The following is a 16,338-nucleotide window of genomic DNA, read 5'->3' as shown; positions in this document are numbered from 1 at the left end:
ACGTTCTGAACCCTGGCGTTTGAGGAGATCGACGGTGCCGACGTACCAGCAGTTCAACCTGCCCGACGCGGGCGAGGGCCTGACCGAGGCCGAGATCGTGGCGTGGCACGTCGCGGTCGGCGACACGGTCGAGGTCAACCAGACGATCGTCGAGATCGAGACGGCGAAGTCGCTCGTGGACCTGCCGAGCCCGTTCGCGGGGGTCGTCACGCGGCTGCTCGTCGAGCCTGGGACCACGGTGGACGTCGGCACGCCCATCATCGAGGTGGACGTCGACCCGACCGGTGCCGCGCCTGCCCCCGTGGCTCCGACCGGCGGGGCCGACGTGCCCGCCGCTTCCGTGCCCGGCACGGCGGACGCCGTGACCCGTGAGGCCGTGCTCGTCGGCTACGGCGTGAGCGGGCAGGGCTCGGCCCGCCGTCCCCGCGCCGCCCAGCCCGCCGCCGCTCAGAACGGGGCCGCGCAGAACGGGGCCGCCGCGCAGAACGGCGCGCGCCCGCCTGCCGCGCCCGCAGCACAGGCGGTCACCGCCGCACCCGGCCCGCGCACAGCCGTCCCCGCCGCGTCGGTCCGACCGCACGTGCTCGCCAAGCCGCCCGTGCGCAAGCTCGCCCGTGACCTCGACGTCGACCTCGGATCGGTCAACCCCACGGGCCCCGGCGGCATCGTGACCCGCGAGGACGTGCTCGCCCGCTCGGTCGAGACCGAGGCGCGCACCCTGGCGACGTACCCCGGCGACGACTCGCCGTGGCTCGCGCAGGGCACGGTGAGCGACGGTGGCCGCCAGACGCGCGTGCCGGTCAAGTCGGTGCGCAAGCGCACGGCCGAGGCGATGGTCGCGAGCGCGTTCACGGCCCCGCACGTCACCGTGTTCCACACGCTCGACATCACCCGGACCATGAAGCTCGTCGCGCGGCTGCGCGAGGACCGTGAGTTCACCGACGTGCGGGTGACGCCGCTGCTCATCGCCGCGAAGGCCGTGCTGACGGCGGTCCGACGGCACCCGGAGATCAACGCGAGCTGGGACGACGCGACCCAGGAGATCGTCTACAAGCACTACGTGAACCTGGGCATCGCGGCCTCGACGCCGCGCGGGCTCGTGGTGCCCAACATCAAGGACGCGCACACGCTCGGGCTCAAGGACCTCGCGCTCGGCATCTCCGAGCTGACCGCCACGGCCCGGGCCGGCCGCACGAGCCCCGCCGAGATGTCCGACGGCACCATCACCATCACCAACGTCGGCGTGTTCGGCATCGACTCGGGCACCCCGATCCTCAACCCTGGCGAGGCGGCGATCCTCGCGTTCGGGGCGATCCGGCAGCAGCCGTGGGTGCACAAGGGCAAGATCAAGCCCCGGTACGTCACGCAGCTCGCGCTGAGCTTCGACCACCGGCTGGTCGACGGCGCGCTGGGGGCGAAGTTCCTCTCGGACGTCGCCGCGGTGCTCGCCGAGCCCGCCCAGGGCCTCGTGTGGGGCTGACGCCCACCGCTCACGGCCCGGCTGCCGACCCCGCGGTGGCGGACCGCGCGGCCGGGGTGCTGGCCGCGATGGCCTGCGGCGACGCGCTCGGTGCCCCGTACGAGTTCGGCCCGCCCCTGACGGCCGACCAGCCCGTGGGCATGGTCGGTGGCGGGGCGTTCGGGTGGGAACCGGGCGAGTGGACCGACGACACGCAGATGGCGGTCGTGGTGCTCGAGGCCGCCGAACGGGCGGCGTGCGCGGGCGACCGGCTGGTCGACCGCCTCGACGACGTGGTCGCCGGGTGGGTCGCGTGGGCGTCGGATGCCGCGGACGTGGGCGCGCAGACGCGCGCTGTGCTCGCTGCAGCGACGGACGACGGCCCGCCCACCGCGGCCCGGGCCCGTGCGGCCGCGACCGCGCACCACCGGGCGACGGGCCGCTCGGGCGGCAACGGCTCGCTCATGCGCACCGCACCCGTGGCGCTGGCCCACCTCGACGACGCGTCCGCGACGGCCGACGCCGCGCGCGCCGTCAGCGAGCTCACCCACCACGACCCCGACGCGGGTGACGCGTGCGTGCTGTGGTGCGCGGCCATCCGCCACGCGGTGCTCGCCGGCGACCTCGACGTGCGCGTCGGCCTGCCGCTGCTGCCCGCCGCGAGCCGGACGCGCTGGGACGGGCTGATCGCCGAGGCCGAGGGGCTGGACCCCGCGGACTTCGAGCGCAACGGCTGGGTGGTCCAGGCGCTCCAGGCCGCATGGTCCGCGATCACCCGCACGTCGCTGCCCGACGACGGCCCTGAGCACCTGCGCCGGGCCCTCGAGGCCGCCGTGCGGGGCGGGCGTGACGCCGACACGGTCGCGGCCATCACCGGCGCGCTCGTCGGGGCGCGCTGGGGCCTGTCGGCCCTGCCCGAACCGTGGCTCGCCGTGGTGCACGGCTGGCCCGGGCTCACGGTGCACGAGCTCGCCCGACGCGGCCAGGCGCTGGCCTGCTAGACAGTCCCGTCCTCGGGGGCGGGAGCGCTACGCGAGGACGCTCGTGCCGTGCTCGGGCGTGCGCGGGGGCCCGTCGGTCGGCTCGATGACCGCGTCGGCAGCCCGGGCAGCCCTGGCCTCGGCCTCGAGCCGCTCGGTGAGCTCCTGCGCGGCGGACTCGACCAGGCTGGTCACGTCGCGTGCGACGTCGTCGACCGGGCGCGCGCCGTCCACGACGTGGAAGCTCGTGCGGCGACCCCATGGCTGGTCGAGGTACAGGCGGCGCGAGGTGATCATCCGGTCGAGGTCCACGTCGCGGTGCTGGCGCAGCGACCCGTCGCGGTGCACCACGCGGCTCGCGGCGGTCTCAGGCGGCACGTCGAGGCAGATCGTCACGTCGGGCACGGGGGCGTACCGGTTGAGGTGCATCAGCCACTCGACGTCGGTGATGCCGCGCGACCGGAAGTACGCGTAGCTGCCGTAGACGTAGCCGTCGGCCACCACGGTCTCGCCTGCGGCGAGCCGGGGGCGCAGGACGGTGCGGGCGTGGCGCGCGAGGTCGAACGCCGCGAACAGCGCGAGCTCGCGGATGTTCTCCTCGCTGCGCTGGTCCGGCTCGAGGACCGCGCGGACGAGGTCGTCGCCCCGGTAGAGATCGGTGGGCACGTGCGCGACGTGGGTCGCGGTGCTCGTGCCGAGGTGCTCGGCGAGACGATCGACCTGGGTCGAGGTGCCGCTGCCGTCGATGCCGCAGACCGCGACCAGCAGGCCGCGCGGCGTGTCAGTGCTCATCCGCACAGGATGACGCAAACCCGACGGTTCCGACACCATCTCCCGGGGGACATCGCGCCCTGGGTGAGCAGCCCGGCGGTGCACCCGGGGCCGTTGGCCGCACGTCGTCCCGTCGCGGCGGCCCCTCAGGTGTCCGTGGTGCGCGGCCCGTGAGCCGGGCTGGGTTCGCCCCGCTCGGCGGGCAGGCCGCTGCTGGGTGCGCCGGGTGCGCCGGGTGCGCCGGGTGCGTTGCGGTCGGGCGCCGGGAGGCTCGCGGCCTCGGCCGTCTCGGCCTCGCTCGCGACGCCCGGGGTCGCGCCGGCTGCCGCCTCCGCCTCCTCCTCGAGCCGCCCCTGGATGCCGGAGACGTTGCGCAGCGGCACCTCGGGGATGAGCAGCACGAGCACCAGGCCCAGCACCATGACGCCCGCGACGATCATCACGATCAGGTCGACCGACTCGGAGAAGCCCTCGAGGAACGGCCGGGCGAGGCGTGGGTCGAGCGCGCCGATGAACGAGGAGTCGTCGAGCGAGGGGAGCGCCCCGCCCGATCCCTTGCCGAGCATGTCGAGCACCGGCGCGTTCGCGGGATCGGCCAGCACGGTCGGATCGGCCAGGGCGGCCTGGAACTCGGGGGTCGGCACCGCGGCCCGGAACGCGGCCACGATGTTGGCGCCCACGGTCGAGAACAGCACCGAGAGGAACACGGCGGTGCCGAGCGTGCCGCCCATCTGCCGGAAGAACAGCGACGCGGACGTCGCGACGCCCATGTCGCGCACGGGCACGGCGTTCTGCACGGCGAGCACGAGCGGCTGCATCGTCAGGCCGAGCCCGAGGCCGAAGACGATCGAGTACGCGCTGATGGCCAGCAGCGTCGTGTCGGCGCTGAGCCGAGAGAGCAGCAGCCCGCCCGCTGCCATGAGCACGGTCCCCGCGACGGGGAAGATCTTGTAGCGGCCCGTGCGGGCCGTGAGCTGACCCGCGACGATCGAGCCCGCCATGATCCCGATGGTGAACGGGATGAGGGTCAGGCCCGCCTCGGTGGGTGACATGCCCTTGGCGATCTGCAGGTACAGCGGCAGCGTCGCGAGCCCTCCGAACATGCCGAGCCCGATCACGACGTTGGCGCCCGCCCCGAACGAGAACACGCGGTTGCGGAACAGGTAGAGCGGCAGCAGCGCGTCGTTGCCCGCGACGCGTTCGGCGAGCACGAACAGCCCGATTCCCGCGACGCCGACCCCGTAGCAGAGCAGCGCCCGGCCCGACGTCCAGCCCCACTCGCGACCCTGCTCGGCGATGAGCAGCAGCGGCACGAGCGCCACCACGAGCATCAGCGCACCGGGCCAGTCGATGCGGTGCTGGACCTTCTTCATGGGTGGCAGGTGCAGGACGCGCGAGATGACGACGATGCCGAGGATGCCGAGCGGCACGTTGACCAGGAAGACCCAGCGCCAGCCGGTGATGCCCAGGATCGAGTCGGCCCCCGCGAAGAAGCCGCCGATCACCGGCCCGAGCACCGACGAGGTGCCGAAGACCGCGAGGAAGAAGCCCTGGTAGCGGGCTCGCTCGCGGGGTGGGACCAGGTCGCCGAGGATGGTGATGGCCAACGCCATGAGACCGCCGGCACCGAGCCCCTGCAGCCCGCGGTACATCGCGAGCTGGTACATCGAGCCGGCGGTGCCGCACAGCAGCGAGCCGGTCACGAACAGCGCGATCGCGAGCAGGTAGAAGGGCTTGCGCCCGTAGACGTCGGAGAGCTTGCCGTACAGCGGCGTCGCGATCGTCGAGGTGATGAGGTACGCGGTGGTGACCCAGGCCTGCAGCGAGAGCCCGTTGAGGTCGTCGCCGATCGTGCGGATCGCGGTCGCGACGATCGTCTGGTCGAGCGCCGCCAGGAACATGCCCAGCATGAGCCCGCCGAGGATCGTCATGATCTCGCGGTGCGTCGGTCCGCCGGGCGCAGGGGCGGTGGGGCTCTCGACGGATGGAGCGGGGACGGCGGGGCGGACCAACGGGTTCTGGGACACGGGTGCCTCTCGAACGAGCGCGGGATGGACGATCCCTGTGGGTTGACCGACGCGTGGTGCGAGGCCCGCGTGACGCGGACGTCGTCCCAGACTCCAACCCAACGGCGACGACCCACGACACTATTTCCCATTGCGGACAATTGCCCCCAGGTCGGTGGAGGCAGATCGTCGCCGCGGGGGCGCAGGGCCGGGTTGCGACGGACGCCACACCTGACGCTCGGCGGGCGCGGCGGGCGCGGCGAGCGGGGTCGTCGCGACCGGTGACGATGCCTCGCACACGTCGACGGCGACGCCCGAGGGGGACGTCGCCGCAGGTGGCGACCCGGTGGGCCGGGGCCCCGGCGTGCTCGGTGCCGCCGGGCTGTGGCTCGGGCTGCGGCGGCGTGGCGCCCCGGCGGCGCTCACCGCGGGGGTGACGTCCGGGCCGGGAGTTCGGCGCAGCGAGGACGAGGCCCGATGATGGTCGATGTGACCCGTCGCCCGTCCTCGTCCTCCGCCGCGCGCGGTGCCGCCCGCGCGCTCACGGCCGCCCTCGCGGCCCTCGTCCTGGTCGGCATCGGCGCCGGCGCCGCGCAGGCGCACAACGCGCTGCGCTCGACCGACCCCGCCGACGGCTCGACCGTCACCGTGGTGCCGGAGCGGCTGACGCTCACGTTCGACCAGCCGGCCACCGCGATCGGCACCGAGGTCGTCGTCGTGGCGCCGGACGGCCGCACCGTCAGCGTGGGGGAGCCTGTGCTCCTCGACGCGAGCGTGAGCCAGCCCATCGAGGGCGAGCTGCCCGCCGGGACGTACACGGTGCAGTGGCGAGTGACCTCGGCCGACGGCCACCCGCTCTCGGGCGAGCTCACGTTCACCGCGGCCGAGGCCACCGCGATCGGCGTCGAGCCGACAGCGGACCCTGAGCCGCGCATGACGGCGAACGCCGAGCCGGGCGAGGTCGCGCCGTCGCCCGACGTCACCGCCACCGACCCCGCCACGAACGACCTGACCGAGCCCGTCTCGGCCGAGCCCGCGGAGACCAGCTCGACCCCGCTCGTGCTCGCGGTCCTCGCCGCCCTGATCGCCGCGGGCGTGGTCGCCGTCGCGGTCCGTCAGCGGCGGAAGTGACGCGATGAGCGTGCGCGAGGTGCCTCCCGAGGTCGAGGCCGGGCCCGGTCGACGGCTCGGCGTCGGCGGGCTCCTCGCGCTGCTCGCCGGGAGCGCCGCGCTGCTCGCGCTGCTGGGCGTGTGGCTGACGGGTGCGGCGGTGCCCGGCTACCTGCGCGACCCGGGCGCGGTCGTGCGGTGGGGGCTGCCCGTGGCCGCGACGCTCACCGAGCTCGCGGGGTCGCTCGCGCTCGGGGCCCTGGTGCTCGCGATCGGCGTGCTGCCCCGGCGCGCCCCCACGCCGCGTGCCGGCACCGCGGGCCGCGCCGGCACCGCGGGCCGCGCCGGCGCCGGCACCGACAGGCGTCCCGCGCGCGAGGTGCCGAGCGTCGTGGACGGCGCCGCGTACCCGCGCAGCCTGCTGGTCGCGGGCGTCGCGGCCGGGCTGTGGACCGTGCTGAGCCTGGTCCACCTGGTGCTGACCTACGCCTCGGTGAGCGGGCGCCCGCTCGACTCCGCCACGTTCGGCGAGGAGCTCGGCGTCTTCGTGACCCAGATCGACCTGGGTCGCACCCTGCTGCTCGTGACCACGATCGCGGCGGTCGTCACGGCCCTCGCGCTCGTCGTGGCGACGCCCACGGGGGCCGCCTGGACGGCCGCGCTGGTCGTGGTCGCGCTGTGGCAGCAGGCGCAGACCGGCCACTCGGCAGGTTCGGCGAGCCACGACCTGGCCACCACGTCGATGTTCGTGCACCTGGTCGGTGCGGCCGTGTGGATCGGTGCGCTCGCCGCGCTCGCGGTGCTGGTGCGGCGGCTAGGCAGCGACCTGGGCCCGGCCGTCGCTCGCTACTCGGTGATCGCGGGCTGGTGCTTCGCCGCGGTGGCCGTCTCGGGCCTGGTCAACGCTGTGGTCCGGCTCGGCGGCGTCGACGGGCTCGCGAGCCGGTACGGGGTCCTGGTGCTGCTCAAGGCCGCGCTGTTCGTCGTGCTGGGACTGGTCGGGCTGCGCTACCGGCGCTCGGTCATCCCGCGCCTGTCCGGTGGGGCGCCCGCCGCGGGCCGGGTCTTCTGGCGCCTCGTCGCGGTCGAGCTGGCCGTGATGGGCGCCGTCTCGGGTGTGGCCGTGGCCATGGGCGCATCGGCCCCGCCCGTGCCCGACGATCCGATCGCCGACCCGACCCCGGCCCAGATCGTCACGGGGCACGCGCTGCCGCCCGAGCCGACCGTGCTGCGCTGGTTCACTGAATGGCGCTGGGAGCTGCTGTTCGGCTTCGCGGCCGTCGCGGGGGCCGTGGTGTACGTGCGGTGGGTGCGCCGGCTGCGGGCACGCGGCGACGCGTGGCCCGTGAGCCGCACGGTCATGTGGGTCGCGGGCATGGTGCTGTTCTTCTGGACCACGTCGGGTGGGCCGGCGATGTACGGGCACGTGCTGTTCAGCGCGCACATGGTCCAGCACATGGTGCTGGCGATGGTCATCCCGATCCTGCTCGCGCTCGCCGCGCCCGTGACGCTGGCGCTGCGTGCGCTGCCGTCGCGGACGGTGAGCCTGCGGGGCGACGCGTCGCGGGGCCCGCGCGAGTGGATCCTGGTGCTGGTGCACAGCCACGTGGGCCGGTTCTTCGCGAACCCGCTGGTCGCGGCCGTGAACTTCGCGGGGTCGATGATCGCGTTCTACTACACGGGTGCGTTCGAGTGGGCCCTGACGAGCGGCGTCGGGCACATCGTCATGGTGGTGCACTTCTCGCTCGCGGGGTACCTGTTCGCGAACGGCCTGGTGGGCATCGACCCCGGCCCGGCCCGGCCGCCGTACCCGCAGCGCCTGCTGCTGCTGTTCGCGACCATGGCGTTCCACGCGTTCTTCGGGGTCGGGCTCATCAACTCCGAGACGCTGCTGGTGCCCGACTGGTTCGGTCTGCTGGGCCGTCCGTGGGGTGAGTCCGCGATCGCCGACCAGCAGCGCGGCGGGGGGCTCGCGTGGGGCATCGGGGAGCTCCCGACGCTCGCGCTCGCGATCGGTGTCGCGGTGTCCTGGGCGCGGGACGACGAGCGGGTGGCTCGGCGGCGCGACCGCCGGGTGGACCGGGACGGCGACGTCGAGATGGACGAGTACAACGCGATGCTCGCGCGCATGTCCGAGACCGACGGCACCGGCCCGCGCTGACGTGTGGGCCGGGCGTGATAGGACGGGGCGGTGACCGACACCCCACCTGCTGCCACACCGTTCCACGACCTCGAGTCGTACATCGCCCTCCCGCGCCTGTCGGGACTCACGCTGTCGAAGGACGGCACCCGGCTCGTGACCGCGGTCGCGACGCTCGACCAGAAGCGCACGCGCTACGTGACCGCGCTGTGGGAGATCGACCCGCAGGGTGACAAGCCCGCCCGGCGCCTGACGCGCAGCACCAAGGGCGAGTCGAGCGCGGCGTTCACGCCGTCGGGCGACCTGCTCTTCACGTCGGCGCGCCCCGACACCGAGCCGCGCGAGGGTGCCGACGACGAGCCCGCCCCCGCGCTGTGGCTGCTGCCCGCCGACGGTGCGGAGGCCCGCGTGGTCGCGGACCGCGGCGCCGGCCTGGGCGGGGTGCACGTCGCGGCCGACGCGCCCGTCGTGCTGGTCACGTCGGACGTGCTGCCGCGCGCGATCGACGCGGCGGACGACGAGCGGCTGCGCAAGGCCCGCAAGGACAAGAAGGTCGCGGCGATCCTGCACACGTCGTACCCGGTGCGGTACTGGGACCACGACCTGGGCCCCGCGCACCCGCACCTGTTCGCCGCGGAGCTCGGCGCCGACGTGCTCGCGCCCGTCGCCGGGGTCCCGGACCCGCGCCTCGACCTGCGCGACGTGACACCCGGCGTGGGGTCCGTGCTGGTCGAGCAGAGCAGCAGCCTCTCGCCCGACGGGCGCACGATCGTCTCGGGGTGGAACGTGCCCGCCGCGCGCGGTGCCCAGCACATGCGCCTCGAGGTGGTCGACGTCGCGACGGCCGAGCACCGGGTGCTGGTCGACGACCCCGAGGCCGATCTCGGTTCTCCCGTGATCTCGCCCGACGGCCGGCTCGTGGCGTACAGCCGCGAGACGATCTCGACCCCGCACCAGGCACCGCGCGTCGAGCTGTGGGTCGTCGGCATCGACGGCAGCGACCCGCGCCGGCTCGGCGCCGACTGGGACCGCTGGCCGCACGGCTACGTGTGGGCCCCCGACTCGGCCTCGATCCTCGTCATGGCCGACGACGACGGCCGCGGCGCGGTGTTCCGCATCGACGTGGCCGCGAACTCCGTCACGCGGGTGACCAGCGACGACGCCGTGTTCACGGATGTCCAGGTCAGCCCCGACGGGCGCACCCTCTACGCGCTGCGCAGCTCGTACCTGGCCCCCGCGCACCCCGTGCGGGTCGACCTGGCCGACGCGGTCGCCACGGGTCGACCCGTCGCCGCCACCCCGCTGCCGACGCCCGCGCCGCTGCCCACCGTGCCGGGGACGCTCACCGAGGTCGAGACCACCGCGGCCGACGGCCACCGCGTCCGCGCGTGGCTCGCCCTGCCCGAGGGCGCCTCGGCCGAGCAGCCCGCACCGCTGCTGCTGTGGATCCACGGCGGCCCGCTCGGCTCGTGGAACACCTGGTCGTGGCGCTGGAACCCGTGGCTGCTGGTCGCACAGGGCTACGCGGTGCTGCTGCCCGACCCGGCCCTGTCGACCGGTTACGGCCAGGAGTTCATCGACCGCGGCTGGGGCTCGTGGGGCGCGGCGCCGTTCACCGACCTGATGGCCGCGACCGACGCCGCCGTCGCCCGCGACGACATCGACGAGTCGCGCACCGCCGCGATGGGCGGGTCGTTCGGCGGGTACATGGCCAACTGGGTCGCCGGGCACACCGACCGCTTCGACGCGATCGTCACGCACGCGAGCCTGTGGGCCCTGGACCAGTTCGGCCCCACGACCGACGCCTCCTACTACTGGGAGCGCGAGATGACCCAGGAGATGGCGCTGGCGAACTCGCCGCACCTGTTCGTCGAGCAGATCGTCACGCCGATGCTGGTGATCCACGGCGACAAGGACTACCGCGTCCCGATCGGCGAGGGCCTGCGCCTCTGGTACGAGCTGAACGCGCGCTCGGGCCTGGCCGCCGACGCGGACGGGAACACCCCGCACCGGTTCCTGTACTTCCCCGACGAGAACCACTGGGTGCTCACGCCCCAGCACGCGATCGTCTGGTACCAGGTGGTCGAGGCGTTCCTCGCGCAGCACGTGCTCGGCGAGGAGTCGCCCGCGCTGCCCGAGCTGCTCGGCTGACCTGACGGCACGACCTGGCCTGCACGACCCGGCCCGCGCGTCCGCTTGGCGCGCGGGCCTGGTCGTGCCCGGGGCCCGCTGCCGTGCGGCCGTACGCTGACCAGGTGACCAGCACGCTTGCACCCCTCGCCCGCGACCTGAACGAGTACCGGATCCCGGGCCTGGTGGTGCGCGAGCACCGGCTGAGCGTGCCGGTCGACTGGTCCGCACCCGAGCGGTTCGGCGCCATCGAGGTCTTCGCGCGCGAGATCGTGGACCCGACGCGGACGGGCGACGACCTGCCGCTGCTGCTGTTCCTGCAGGGCGGTCCGGGTGGTCAGGGTCCGCGCCCGCAGGGCGGCGGCTGGTGGTCGACCGCCCTGAAGACGCACCGCGTGGTCCTGCTCGACCAGCGCGGCACCGGCCGCTCGTCGCGTGTCGACGGGCGCACCATCGCATCGTTCGAGGGTGCCGCGCAGGCCGCCGACTACCTGTCCTGCTTCCGGGCCGACGCGATCGTCGCCGACGCCGAGCACCTGCGCACCACAGTGTTCGGCGGGCGCCGGTGGGCCACCCTCGGCCAGTCGTACGGCGGGTTCCTCACGCTCGCGTACCTCTCCCGGCACCCCGAGGCGCTGACCGCCTGCTACGTCACGGGCGGGCTCCCCGGCATCACCGCGACCGCCGAGGACGTGTACCGCGCGACCTACCCCCGGCAGGCCGCCCGCAACGCCGAGCTCGCGCAGCGCTACCCGGGTGACGTCACGCTGCTGGGGCGGCTCGCCGACCGGCTCGCGGCCGACGACGTGCGGCTGCCGAACGGCGACCCGTTCACGGTCGAGCGCCTGCAGACCCTCGGCATGCCGCTGGGCATGAGCACCGGGGTCGACGGCCTGCACTGGACGCTCGACACGGCCTTCGTCGACGAGGCCACCGCCGAGCCGTCCGCGGCGTTCCTCGCAGCGGTCGCCCACCAGACCGGCTTCGACGACAACCCGCTGTACGCGGTGCTGCAGGAGGTCATCTACCACCAGGGTCACCGCGAGCCGGGCTGGGCCGCTCAGGACGAGCAGGCCAGGCACCCCGCGTTCGACCCGACCGCCCGGCCGCTGCTGCTCACCGGCGAGGCGATCTTCCCGTGGATGTACTCCCAGGTCAGCGCGCTGCGCCCGTTCCAGGCGGCGGCCGAGGAGCTCGCGGCCCGCACCGAGTGGCCCGCGCTGTACGACGTCGACCGGCTGGCCTCGAACGAGGTGCCCGTCGCGGCCGTGCAGTACTACGACGACCCGTACGTCGACCTCGACCTGGCGCTGCGCACCGCCGACCAGGTCGGCAGCACCCAGGTGTGGATCACCAACGAGTACCTGCACGACGGTCTGCGGGCCGCGGGCGACGTCATCCTGCCCCGGCTCATGGACCTCGCCGCCGGCTCCTGGAGCGTCACCGGCCGCTGACGGTCAGGGCGCGTCGTCCGTCCGGCGCACCCCGCTCGGCGGTGCGTCGGCGAGCGCGCGGGCGCGGAGCAGCACGGCGTCGAGCATCTCGGGGGTCAGGCGCCGCGTGAAGGTGTTCTGCTGGCTCACGTGGAAGCAGCCCAGCACCGTGAGCCGCCGGTCGTCGGGCCCGTGCAGCGTCAGCTCGGCACCGTGCGCGAACCGGGGTCGGGGCCGCGGCACGAGCCACCCCTGCTCGGCGAGCGTGGAGAGCAGCGCCTGCCACGCGAAGCCGCCCAGCACCACAGCCACGCGCGGGGCCACGAGCTCGAGCTCGCGGGCGAACCACGGGCCGCACGTGCGGCGTTCGGTGGGCGTGGGGGCGTTGTCGGGCGGGGCGCAGTGCACCGGCGCGGTCAGGCGCAGGTCGGTGAGCGTGAGGCCGTCGTCGGGCCGCTCGGACGTGGGCTGCGACGCGAAGCCCGTGCGGTGCAGCGACGCGATCAGGAAGTCGCCCGAGCGGTCGCCCGTGAACATGCGGCCCGTCCGGTTGCCGCCGTGCGCCGCCGGGGCCAGCCCCACCACGAGCACGCGGGCGTCGGGGTCACCGAACCCGGCGACGGGACGGGCCCAGTACGTCTCGCCGCGGAACGACGCGCGCGGGGCGACCGCCGCGGCTTCGCGCCACGCGACGAGCCGCGGGCACGCACGGCACCCGACGAGCAGCCCGTCCATCGCCTCGACGCTCGTGGCCGTGGCGGCCACCAGCGGGTACGTCGGCGCGTCGGGCGAGGGGGTCACTCGAACCGGCTCGGGTCCCCGGCCCCGACGCGCACGACCTCGGGGTAGCCCTCGGACCAGTCGACGACCGTGGTCGGCTCGGTGCCGCAGTCACCCGCGTCGATCACAGCGTCGACCAGGTGGTCGAGCTCCTCCTTGACCTGCCAGCCGTCCGTGAGCGGCACCTCGTGGCCGGGGAGCAGCAGCGTGCTCGAGAGCAGCGGCTCGCCGAGCTCGTGCAGCAGCGCCTGGACCACCCGGTTGTCCGGGATGCGCACGCCGACGGTCTTCTTCTTGGGGTGCGCGAGCCGCCGCGGCACCTCCTTGGTCGCCGGCAGGATGAACGTGTACGCGCCGGGCGTCGCGGCCTTGATCGCGCGGAACGCCGCGTTGTCGAGCTGCACGAGCTGGCCGAGCTGCGTGAAGTCCGAGCACACGAGCGTGAAGTGGTGCCGCTCGTCGAGGTGCCGGATCTGGCGGATGCGGTCGGCCGCAGCGTGGTCGTCCATGCGGGCGCCCAGGGCGTAGCACGAGTCGGTCGGGTACGCGATCAGCGCGTCGTCGCGCAGCATCTGCACCACCTGCGAGATCGTGCGCGGCTGGGGGTCGTGGGGGTGGACGTCGAGGTACCGGGCCATGCGCCGAGCCTAGGCCCGCGACCTGAAGCCCGGAGCCTTCCTGCGGTGCCGGTGCGGCCCGTTCCGCCCTCGTGCGCAGGCCAGACGCGCTCTCGACGAGCGGACCTGGACGTCCCGCGCCAGACTCAGGGCTCGACCGGGCGACCCCCGCCCGGCACGACCGGAGGAGTGACCATGGGAATCGGTGGCGGCATAGGCCTCATCGTGATCGGTGCGATCCTCGCGTTCGCCGTCCGTGACGGCATCAGCGGTATCGACCTCACGGCGATCGGCTACATCTGCATGGGTGGTGGCGTGCTGGCGCTCGTCATCGCCCTGGTCCTCAACGCGCAGCGCAGCAACACCACGCACCGTGAGGTCATCGAGCGCCACGACGACACCTCGCGTCCGCCCGCCTACTGAGGGGTGCGACCCGAGCGCCGCACCCTGCCCCCCGGGGTGCGGCGCTCGCCGCGCGGCGACCCCGCCGCCGGGCGAGACTCGAAGGAGGCCGGGCCCGGGAGCCCGGCACCGGACCGGGGAGTGCCCATGGGTATCGGCGGCGGCATCGTGCTCATCGTGATCGGCGCGGTCCTCGCGTTCGCGGTCACCGACACCGTCCCGGGCGTCGACCTCACGGTCGTCGGGTACATCTGCCTGGGTGCGGGGTTCCTGGCCCTGATCCTGGCCATCATCCTCAACGCCCAGCGCACCCACACCTCGCACCGCGAGGTCATCGAACGGCACGACCAGGGGCCGTACCCGAGGGGCTGAGCGGACCCGGCACGGCGACGGCCCCCACGCCGGGACGAGTGACCGTCCCGGCGCGAGGGCCGTCCTCAGGTTCCTGACCGGGTGGTCAGGTCAGGGTGCAGCTCGCACCGTTGAGCGTCACCGCCGTCGGGACCCCCGGGCTCGAGGTCGAGGTGGCCAGGAACCCGAAGCGTGCTCCCCGTCTGGGGCTGGTCCGTCGGTGCCGACCGGTCCCGCCTCCGGCCGGCGTCGTCGAGGGCCGGGGGCGTGCGGAGCGCGGAGGTGCTGCGCTCAGAGGCCCAGGATCCGTGCGGCCGCCGGGGCGGTCAACGACGCGAAACGCTTCACCGGGGGTTGCGCCGATACCTGCCCTCCGGTGGTGAGCGCCGCAGGTCCAGGTCGTGTGAACCTCCCGCGCCCGCTGAGCGCGGCGGTGCCGACGCGTGTCGGCGCCGCGCGGCAGACTGTGGCGCACATCGGGCGAAACGCCCGTCGCGGGGAACGGTGCGGACGCCGACAGGGGGCGCAGCATGAACAGGGACGAAGCGCGTGAGATCAAGGCCCAGCTCGCGGACTACGTGGACGAGCTCGTCCAGCGCCAGGGGGTGCCACCGCTCGCGCTCGACGGCGGGGTCGTGCCCGGGCCGACGCTCGGGCTGGGGCTCGCGCCGCGGGGCGACGGTGGCTACACGGTCGCTGTGCGCTACCGGCTGGGTCTCCCCGCCGTGCGGCGGCTCGCACGCAAGGTCATCGAGCAGGCCGGTCCCGCGGTCGACGTGCGGCGCACGGGCCGGATCCGGCCCGTCACCACCGAGCACCTCGTGAGCCCCGAGGGCTCGGACCGACGCATCGGTCACCGTCCGCCCGTCGCGACCGCCCTCGCGGTGGGCCAGACCGACCGGGTGCGGCCGCTGCGGCCGGGAGTCTCGATCGCGCACGTGGACGTGACCGCGGGCACGCTCGGTGCGTTCGTGCGGGTCGACGGCGTGCTGCACGCCCTGTCGAACTACCACGTGCTCGTGGGATCGCCCCAGGGGCAGATCGGTGACGTCGTGGTGCAGCCCGGCCCGGCAGACGGCGGTCACGCCCCGCAGGATCGGGTCGGGACCCTCGCGGCCTCGGTCCCGCTCGAGCACGGACGCAACGCGACCGTCGACGCGGCCGTCGCTGTGCTCGACGACCCGACGGTCGACCTCGACTACCCGGTGGGGCGCATCACCAGCACGACGGTGGCCTTCGGCGGGGAGGACGTCGCCAAGATCGGTCGCACGACCGCGCTCACGGTGGGTCGCGTCACCGCGATCGAGCTCGACGACGTCGTGGTCGGCTACGGGGGCGGCCTGGGCAACCTGCGGTTCGACGACCAGATCGAGGTCGAGTCGACCGGCGAGGGCCCGTTCTCCCGCGGCGGCGACTCGGGCTCGCTCGTGTACCGCGCCGACGGGGTCGCGATCGGGCTGCTCTTCGCCGGCAGCGAGACCGGTGGGGACAACGGCACCGGGCTGACCTACCTCAACCCGATCGACGCTGTGCTCGGCGCGCTCGGGGCCGAGCTCGCCCGCTGACCGGGGCCAGCCGGCGGGCCCGGGGCCGAGCCCGGGGTCAGCCGGCGGTCTGCGAGGTGCCCGACGTCGCCGGTGCGGCGGCGCCACCCGGCGACTGGGCGATCAGCACGCCGGCCGTGACGGCGCCCGCGGCGAGCCCCAGGACGACCACGGTGACCTTGACCCGGAGCGATGGCGGCACCGTGAGCCGGGATGCCTTGCGAGGGGTGTCGTGCGTGGTGCTGATGATCGTCTCCAAGCGGTGGGTCGGTGGGCCGCGCGGGCTCTCCCTCCTGATCGACCCCGTCCTGCGAGATCTGAGCGGGTGAAGTCGGTGAGTGTGCGGCCCGCGATCGGGCGGCGGCCGGCGGCGCCCAGGGCGGCGGTGGGCCGTTGGTGGGCCGTTGGTCCCGTCCGACCGTCCGGACGGCCGGTGGGAGCGGTTGCGCCGGTGCGCAGGTGTGCCGGACCATGGCGGTCACCGGCCACGGCGAGAGACACTGGGGTCGGACGACGTATCTCGATCCGATCGGTAGCCGTTCTGGGGGCGTCACGCGCAGGGTCCGCGCGTTCGGCGCAGGGGTTCGTGCGCCTCCGCCGGCCGAGACGTGAGGC

Annotated in this window: 15 protein-coding genes; 10 read left to right on the top strand and 5 right to left on the bottom strand. The window is 74.4% G+C overall.

The window, feature by feature from the left end; genetic code table 11:
• Window positions 1–34 precede the first annotated feature (34 nt).
• A complete protein-coding gene (locus tag ACGIF2_RS10355; RefSeq protein ID WP_396046236.1) occupies window positions 35–1,480 on the top strand; it encodes a dihydrolipoamide acetyltransferase family protein in 1,446 nt (481 codons plus the stop codon).
• Window positions 1,471–2,460 carry an ADP-ribosylglycohydrolase family protein gene (locus ACGIF2_RS10350; protein WP_396046234.1) on the top strand — a complete coding sequence of 330 codons (990 nt, stop codon included), beginning with the start codon at window positions 1,471–1,473 and terminating at the stop codon, window positions 2,458–2,460. Before ACGIF2_RS10355 ends, ACGIF2_RS10350 begins: the two co-directional genes overlap by 10 nt.
• 27 nt (window positions 2,461–2,487) lie before the next feature.
• Here the strand turns inward: ACGIF2_RS10350 and tmk are convergent, their stop codons facing one another.
• Both tmk and ACGIF2_RS10340 read right to left on the bottom strand, forming a co-directional pair.
• Window positions 2,488–3,231, bottom strand: a complete 744-nt coding sequence (gene tmk / locus ACGIF2_RS10345) for a dTMP kinase (protein ID WP_396046232.1) — start codon at window positions 3,229–3,231, stop codon at window positions 2,488–2,490.
• A 125-nt stretch (window positions 3,232–3,356) separates the two neighbouring features.
• On the bottom strand, window positions 3,357–5,141 hold the full coding sequence (locus ACGIF2_RS10340; protein ID WP_396046230.1) for an MDR family MFS transporter: 1,785 nt from the start codon (window positions 5,139–5,141) through the stop codon (window positions 3,357–3,359).
• 421 nt (window positions 5,142–5,562) lie between these two features.
• Between ACGIF2_RS10340 and ACGIF2_RS10335 the strand changes: the two genes are divergently transcribed.
• The 5 genes from ACGIF2_RS10335 to ACGIF2_RS10315 all read left to right on the top strand — a co-directional run bounded on the left by ACGIF2_RS10335 (window position 5,563) and on the right by ACGIF2_RS10315 (window position 12,050).
• The gene (locus ACGIF2_RS10335) at window positions 5,563–5,697 is read left to right on the top strand and encodes a hypothetical protein (RefSeq protein ID WP_396046228.1); all 135 of its coding nucleotides are present in this window, start codon (window positions 5,563–5,565) and stop codon (window positions 5,695–5,697) included.
• Window positions 5,694–6,347 (top strand): copper resistance protein CopC, encoded by a 654-nt coding sequence (locus tag ACGIF2_RS10330; RefSeq protein ID WP_396046226.1) that lies wholly within the window; start codon window positions 5,694–5,696, stop codon window positions 6,345–6,347. Before ACGIF2_RS10335 ends, ACGIF2_RS10330 begins: the two co-directional genes overlap by 4 nt.
• 4 nt (window positions 6,348–6,351) lie before the next feature.
• Window positions 6,352–8,487 (top strand): cytochrome c oxidase assembly protein, encoded by a 2,136-nt coding sequence (locus tag ACGIF2_RS10325; RefSeq protein ID WP_396046224.1) that lies wholly within the window; start codon window positions 6,352–6,354, stop codon window positions 8,485–8,487.
• Between the two features lie 30 nt (window positions 8,488–8,517).
• The gene (locus ACGIF2_RS10320) at window positions 8,518–10,617 is read left to right on the top strand and encodes an alpha/beta fold hydrolase (protein ID WP_396046222.1); all 2,100 of its coding nucleotides are present in this window, start codon (window positions 8,518–8,520) and stop codon (window positions 10,615–10,617) included.
• Window positions 10,618–10,721: 104 nt separating this feature from the next.
• On the top strand, window positions 10,722–12,050 hold the full coding sequence (locus ACGIF2_RS10315; protein ID WP_396046220.1) for an alpha/beta fold hydrolase: 1,329 nt from the start codon (window positions 10,722–10,724) through the stop codon (window positions 12,048–12,050).
• Between the two features lie 3 nt (window positions 12,051–12,053).
• On the opposite strand, the gene ACGIF2_RS10310 is transcribed toward ACGIF2_RS10315, so the two are convergent.
• Both ACGIF2_RS10310 and ACGIF2_RS10305 read right to left on the bottom strand, forming a co-directional pair.
• Window positions 12,054–12,830: a uracil-DNA glycosylase gene (locus tag ACGIF2_RS10310; RefSeq protein ID WP_396046218.1), complete on the bottom strand. Its 777-nt coding sequence runs from the start codon at window positions 12,828–12,830 to the stop codon at window positions 12,054–12,056.
• Window positions 12,827–13,447: an L-threonylcarbamoyladenylate synthase gene (locus ACGIF2_RS10305; RefSeq protein WP_396046216.1), complete on the bottom strand. Its 621-nt coding sequence runs from the start codon at window positions 13,445–13,447 to the stop codon at window positions 12,827–12,829. Before ACGIF2_RS10305 ends, ACGIF2_RS10310 begins: the two co-directional genes overlap by 4 nt.
• Window positions 13,448–13,621: 174 nt before the next feature.
• Between ACGIF2_RS10305 and ACGIF2_RS10300 the strand changes: the two genes are divergently transcribed.
• The 3 genes from ACGIF2_RS10300 (at window position 13,622) to ACGIF2_RS10290 (ending at window position 15,744) form a co-directional block, all read left to right on the top strand.
• Entirely contained in the window at window positions 13,622–13,849 is a 228-nt protein-coding gene (locus ACGIF2_RS10300) for a DUF6458 family protein (protein ID WP_396046214.1), read from the top strand.
• A 126-nt stretch (window positions 13,850–13,975) separates the two neighbouring features.
• The gene (locus tag ACGIF2_RS10295; protein ID WP_396046212.1) at window positions 13,976–14,200 is read left to right on the top strand and encodes a DUF6458 family protein; all 225 of its coding nucleotides are present in this window, start codon (window positions 13,976–13,978) and stop codon (window positions 14,198–14,200) included.
• Between the two features lie 509 nt (window positions 14,201–14,709).
• Window positions 14,710–15,744: a hypothetical protein gene (locus tag ACGIF2_RS10290; protein WP_396046210.1), complete on the top strand. Its 1,035-nt coding sequence runs from the start codon at window positions 14,710–14,712 to the stop codon at window positions 15,742–15,744.
• Window positions 15,745–15,781: 37 nt separating this feature from the next.
• On the opposite strand, the gene ACGIF2_RS10285 is transcribed toward ACGIF2_RS10290, so the two are convergent.
• A complete protein-coding gene (locus ACGIF2_RS10285) occupies window positions 15,782–15,982 on the bottom strand; it encodes a hypothetical protein (protein ID WP_396046208.1) in 201 nt (66 codons plus the stop codon).
• Window positions 15,983–16,338 lie beyond the last annotated feature (356 nt).

The sequence above is a fragment of the Cellulomonas sp. P22 genome, assembly GCF_044392165.1.
Note: the sequence above shows the minus strand (reverse complement) of the source record. Positions and strands in the feature narration are given on the sequence as shown.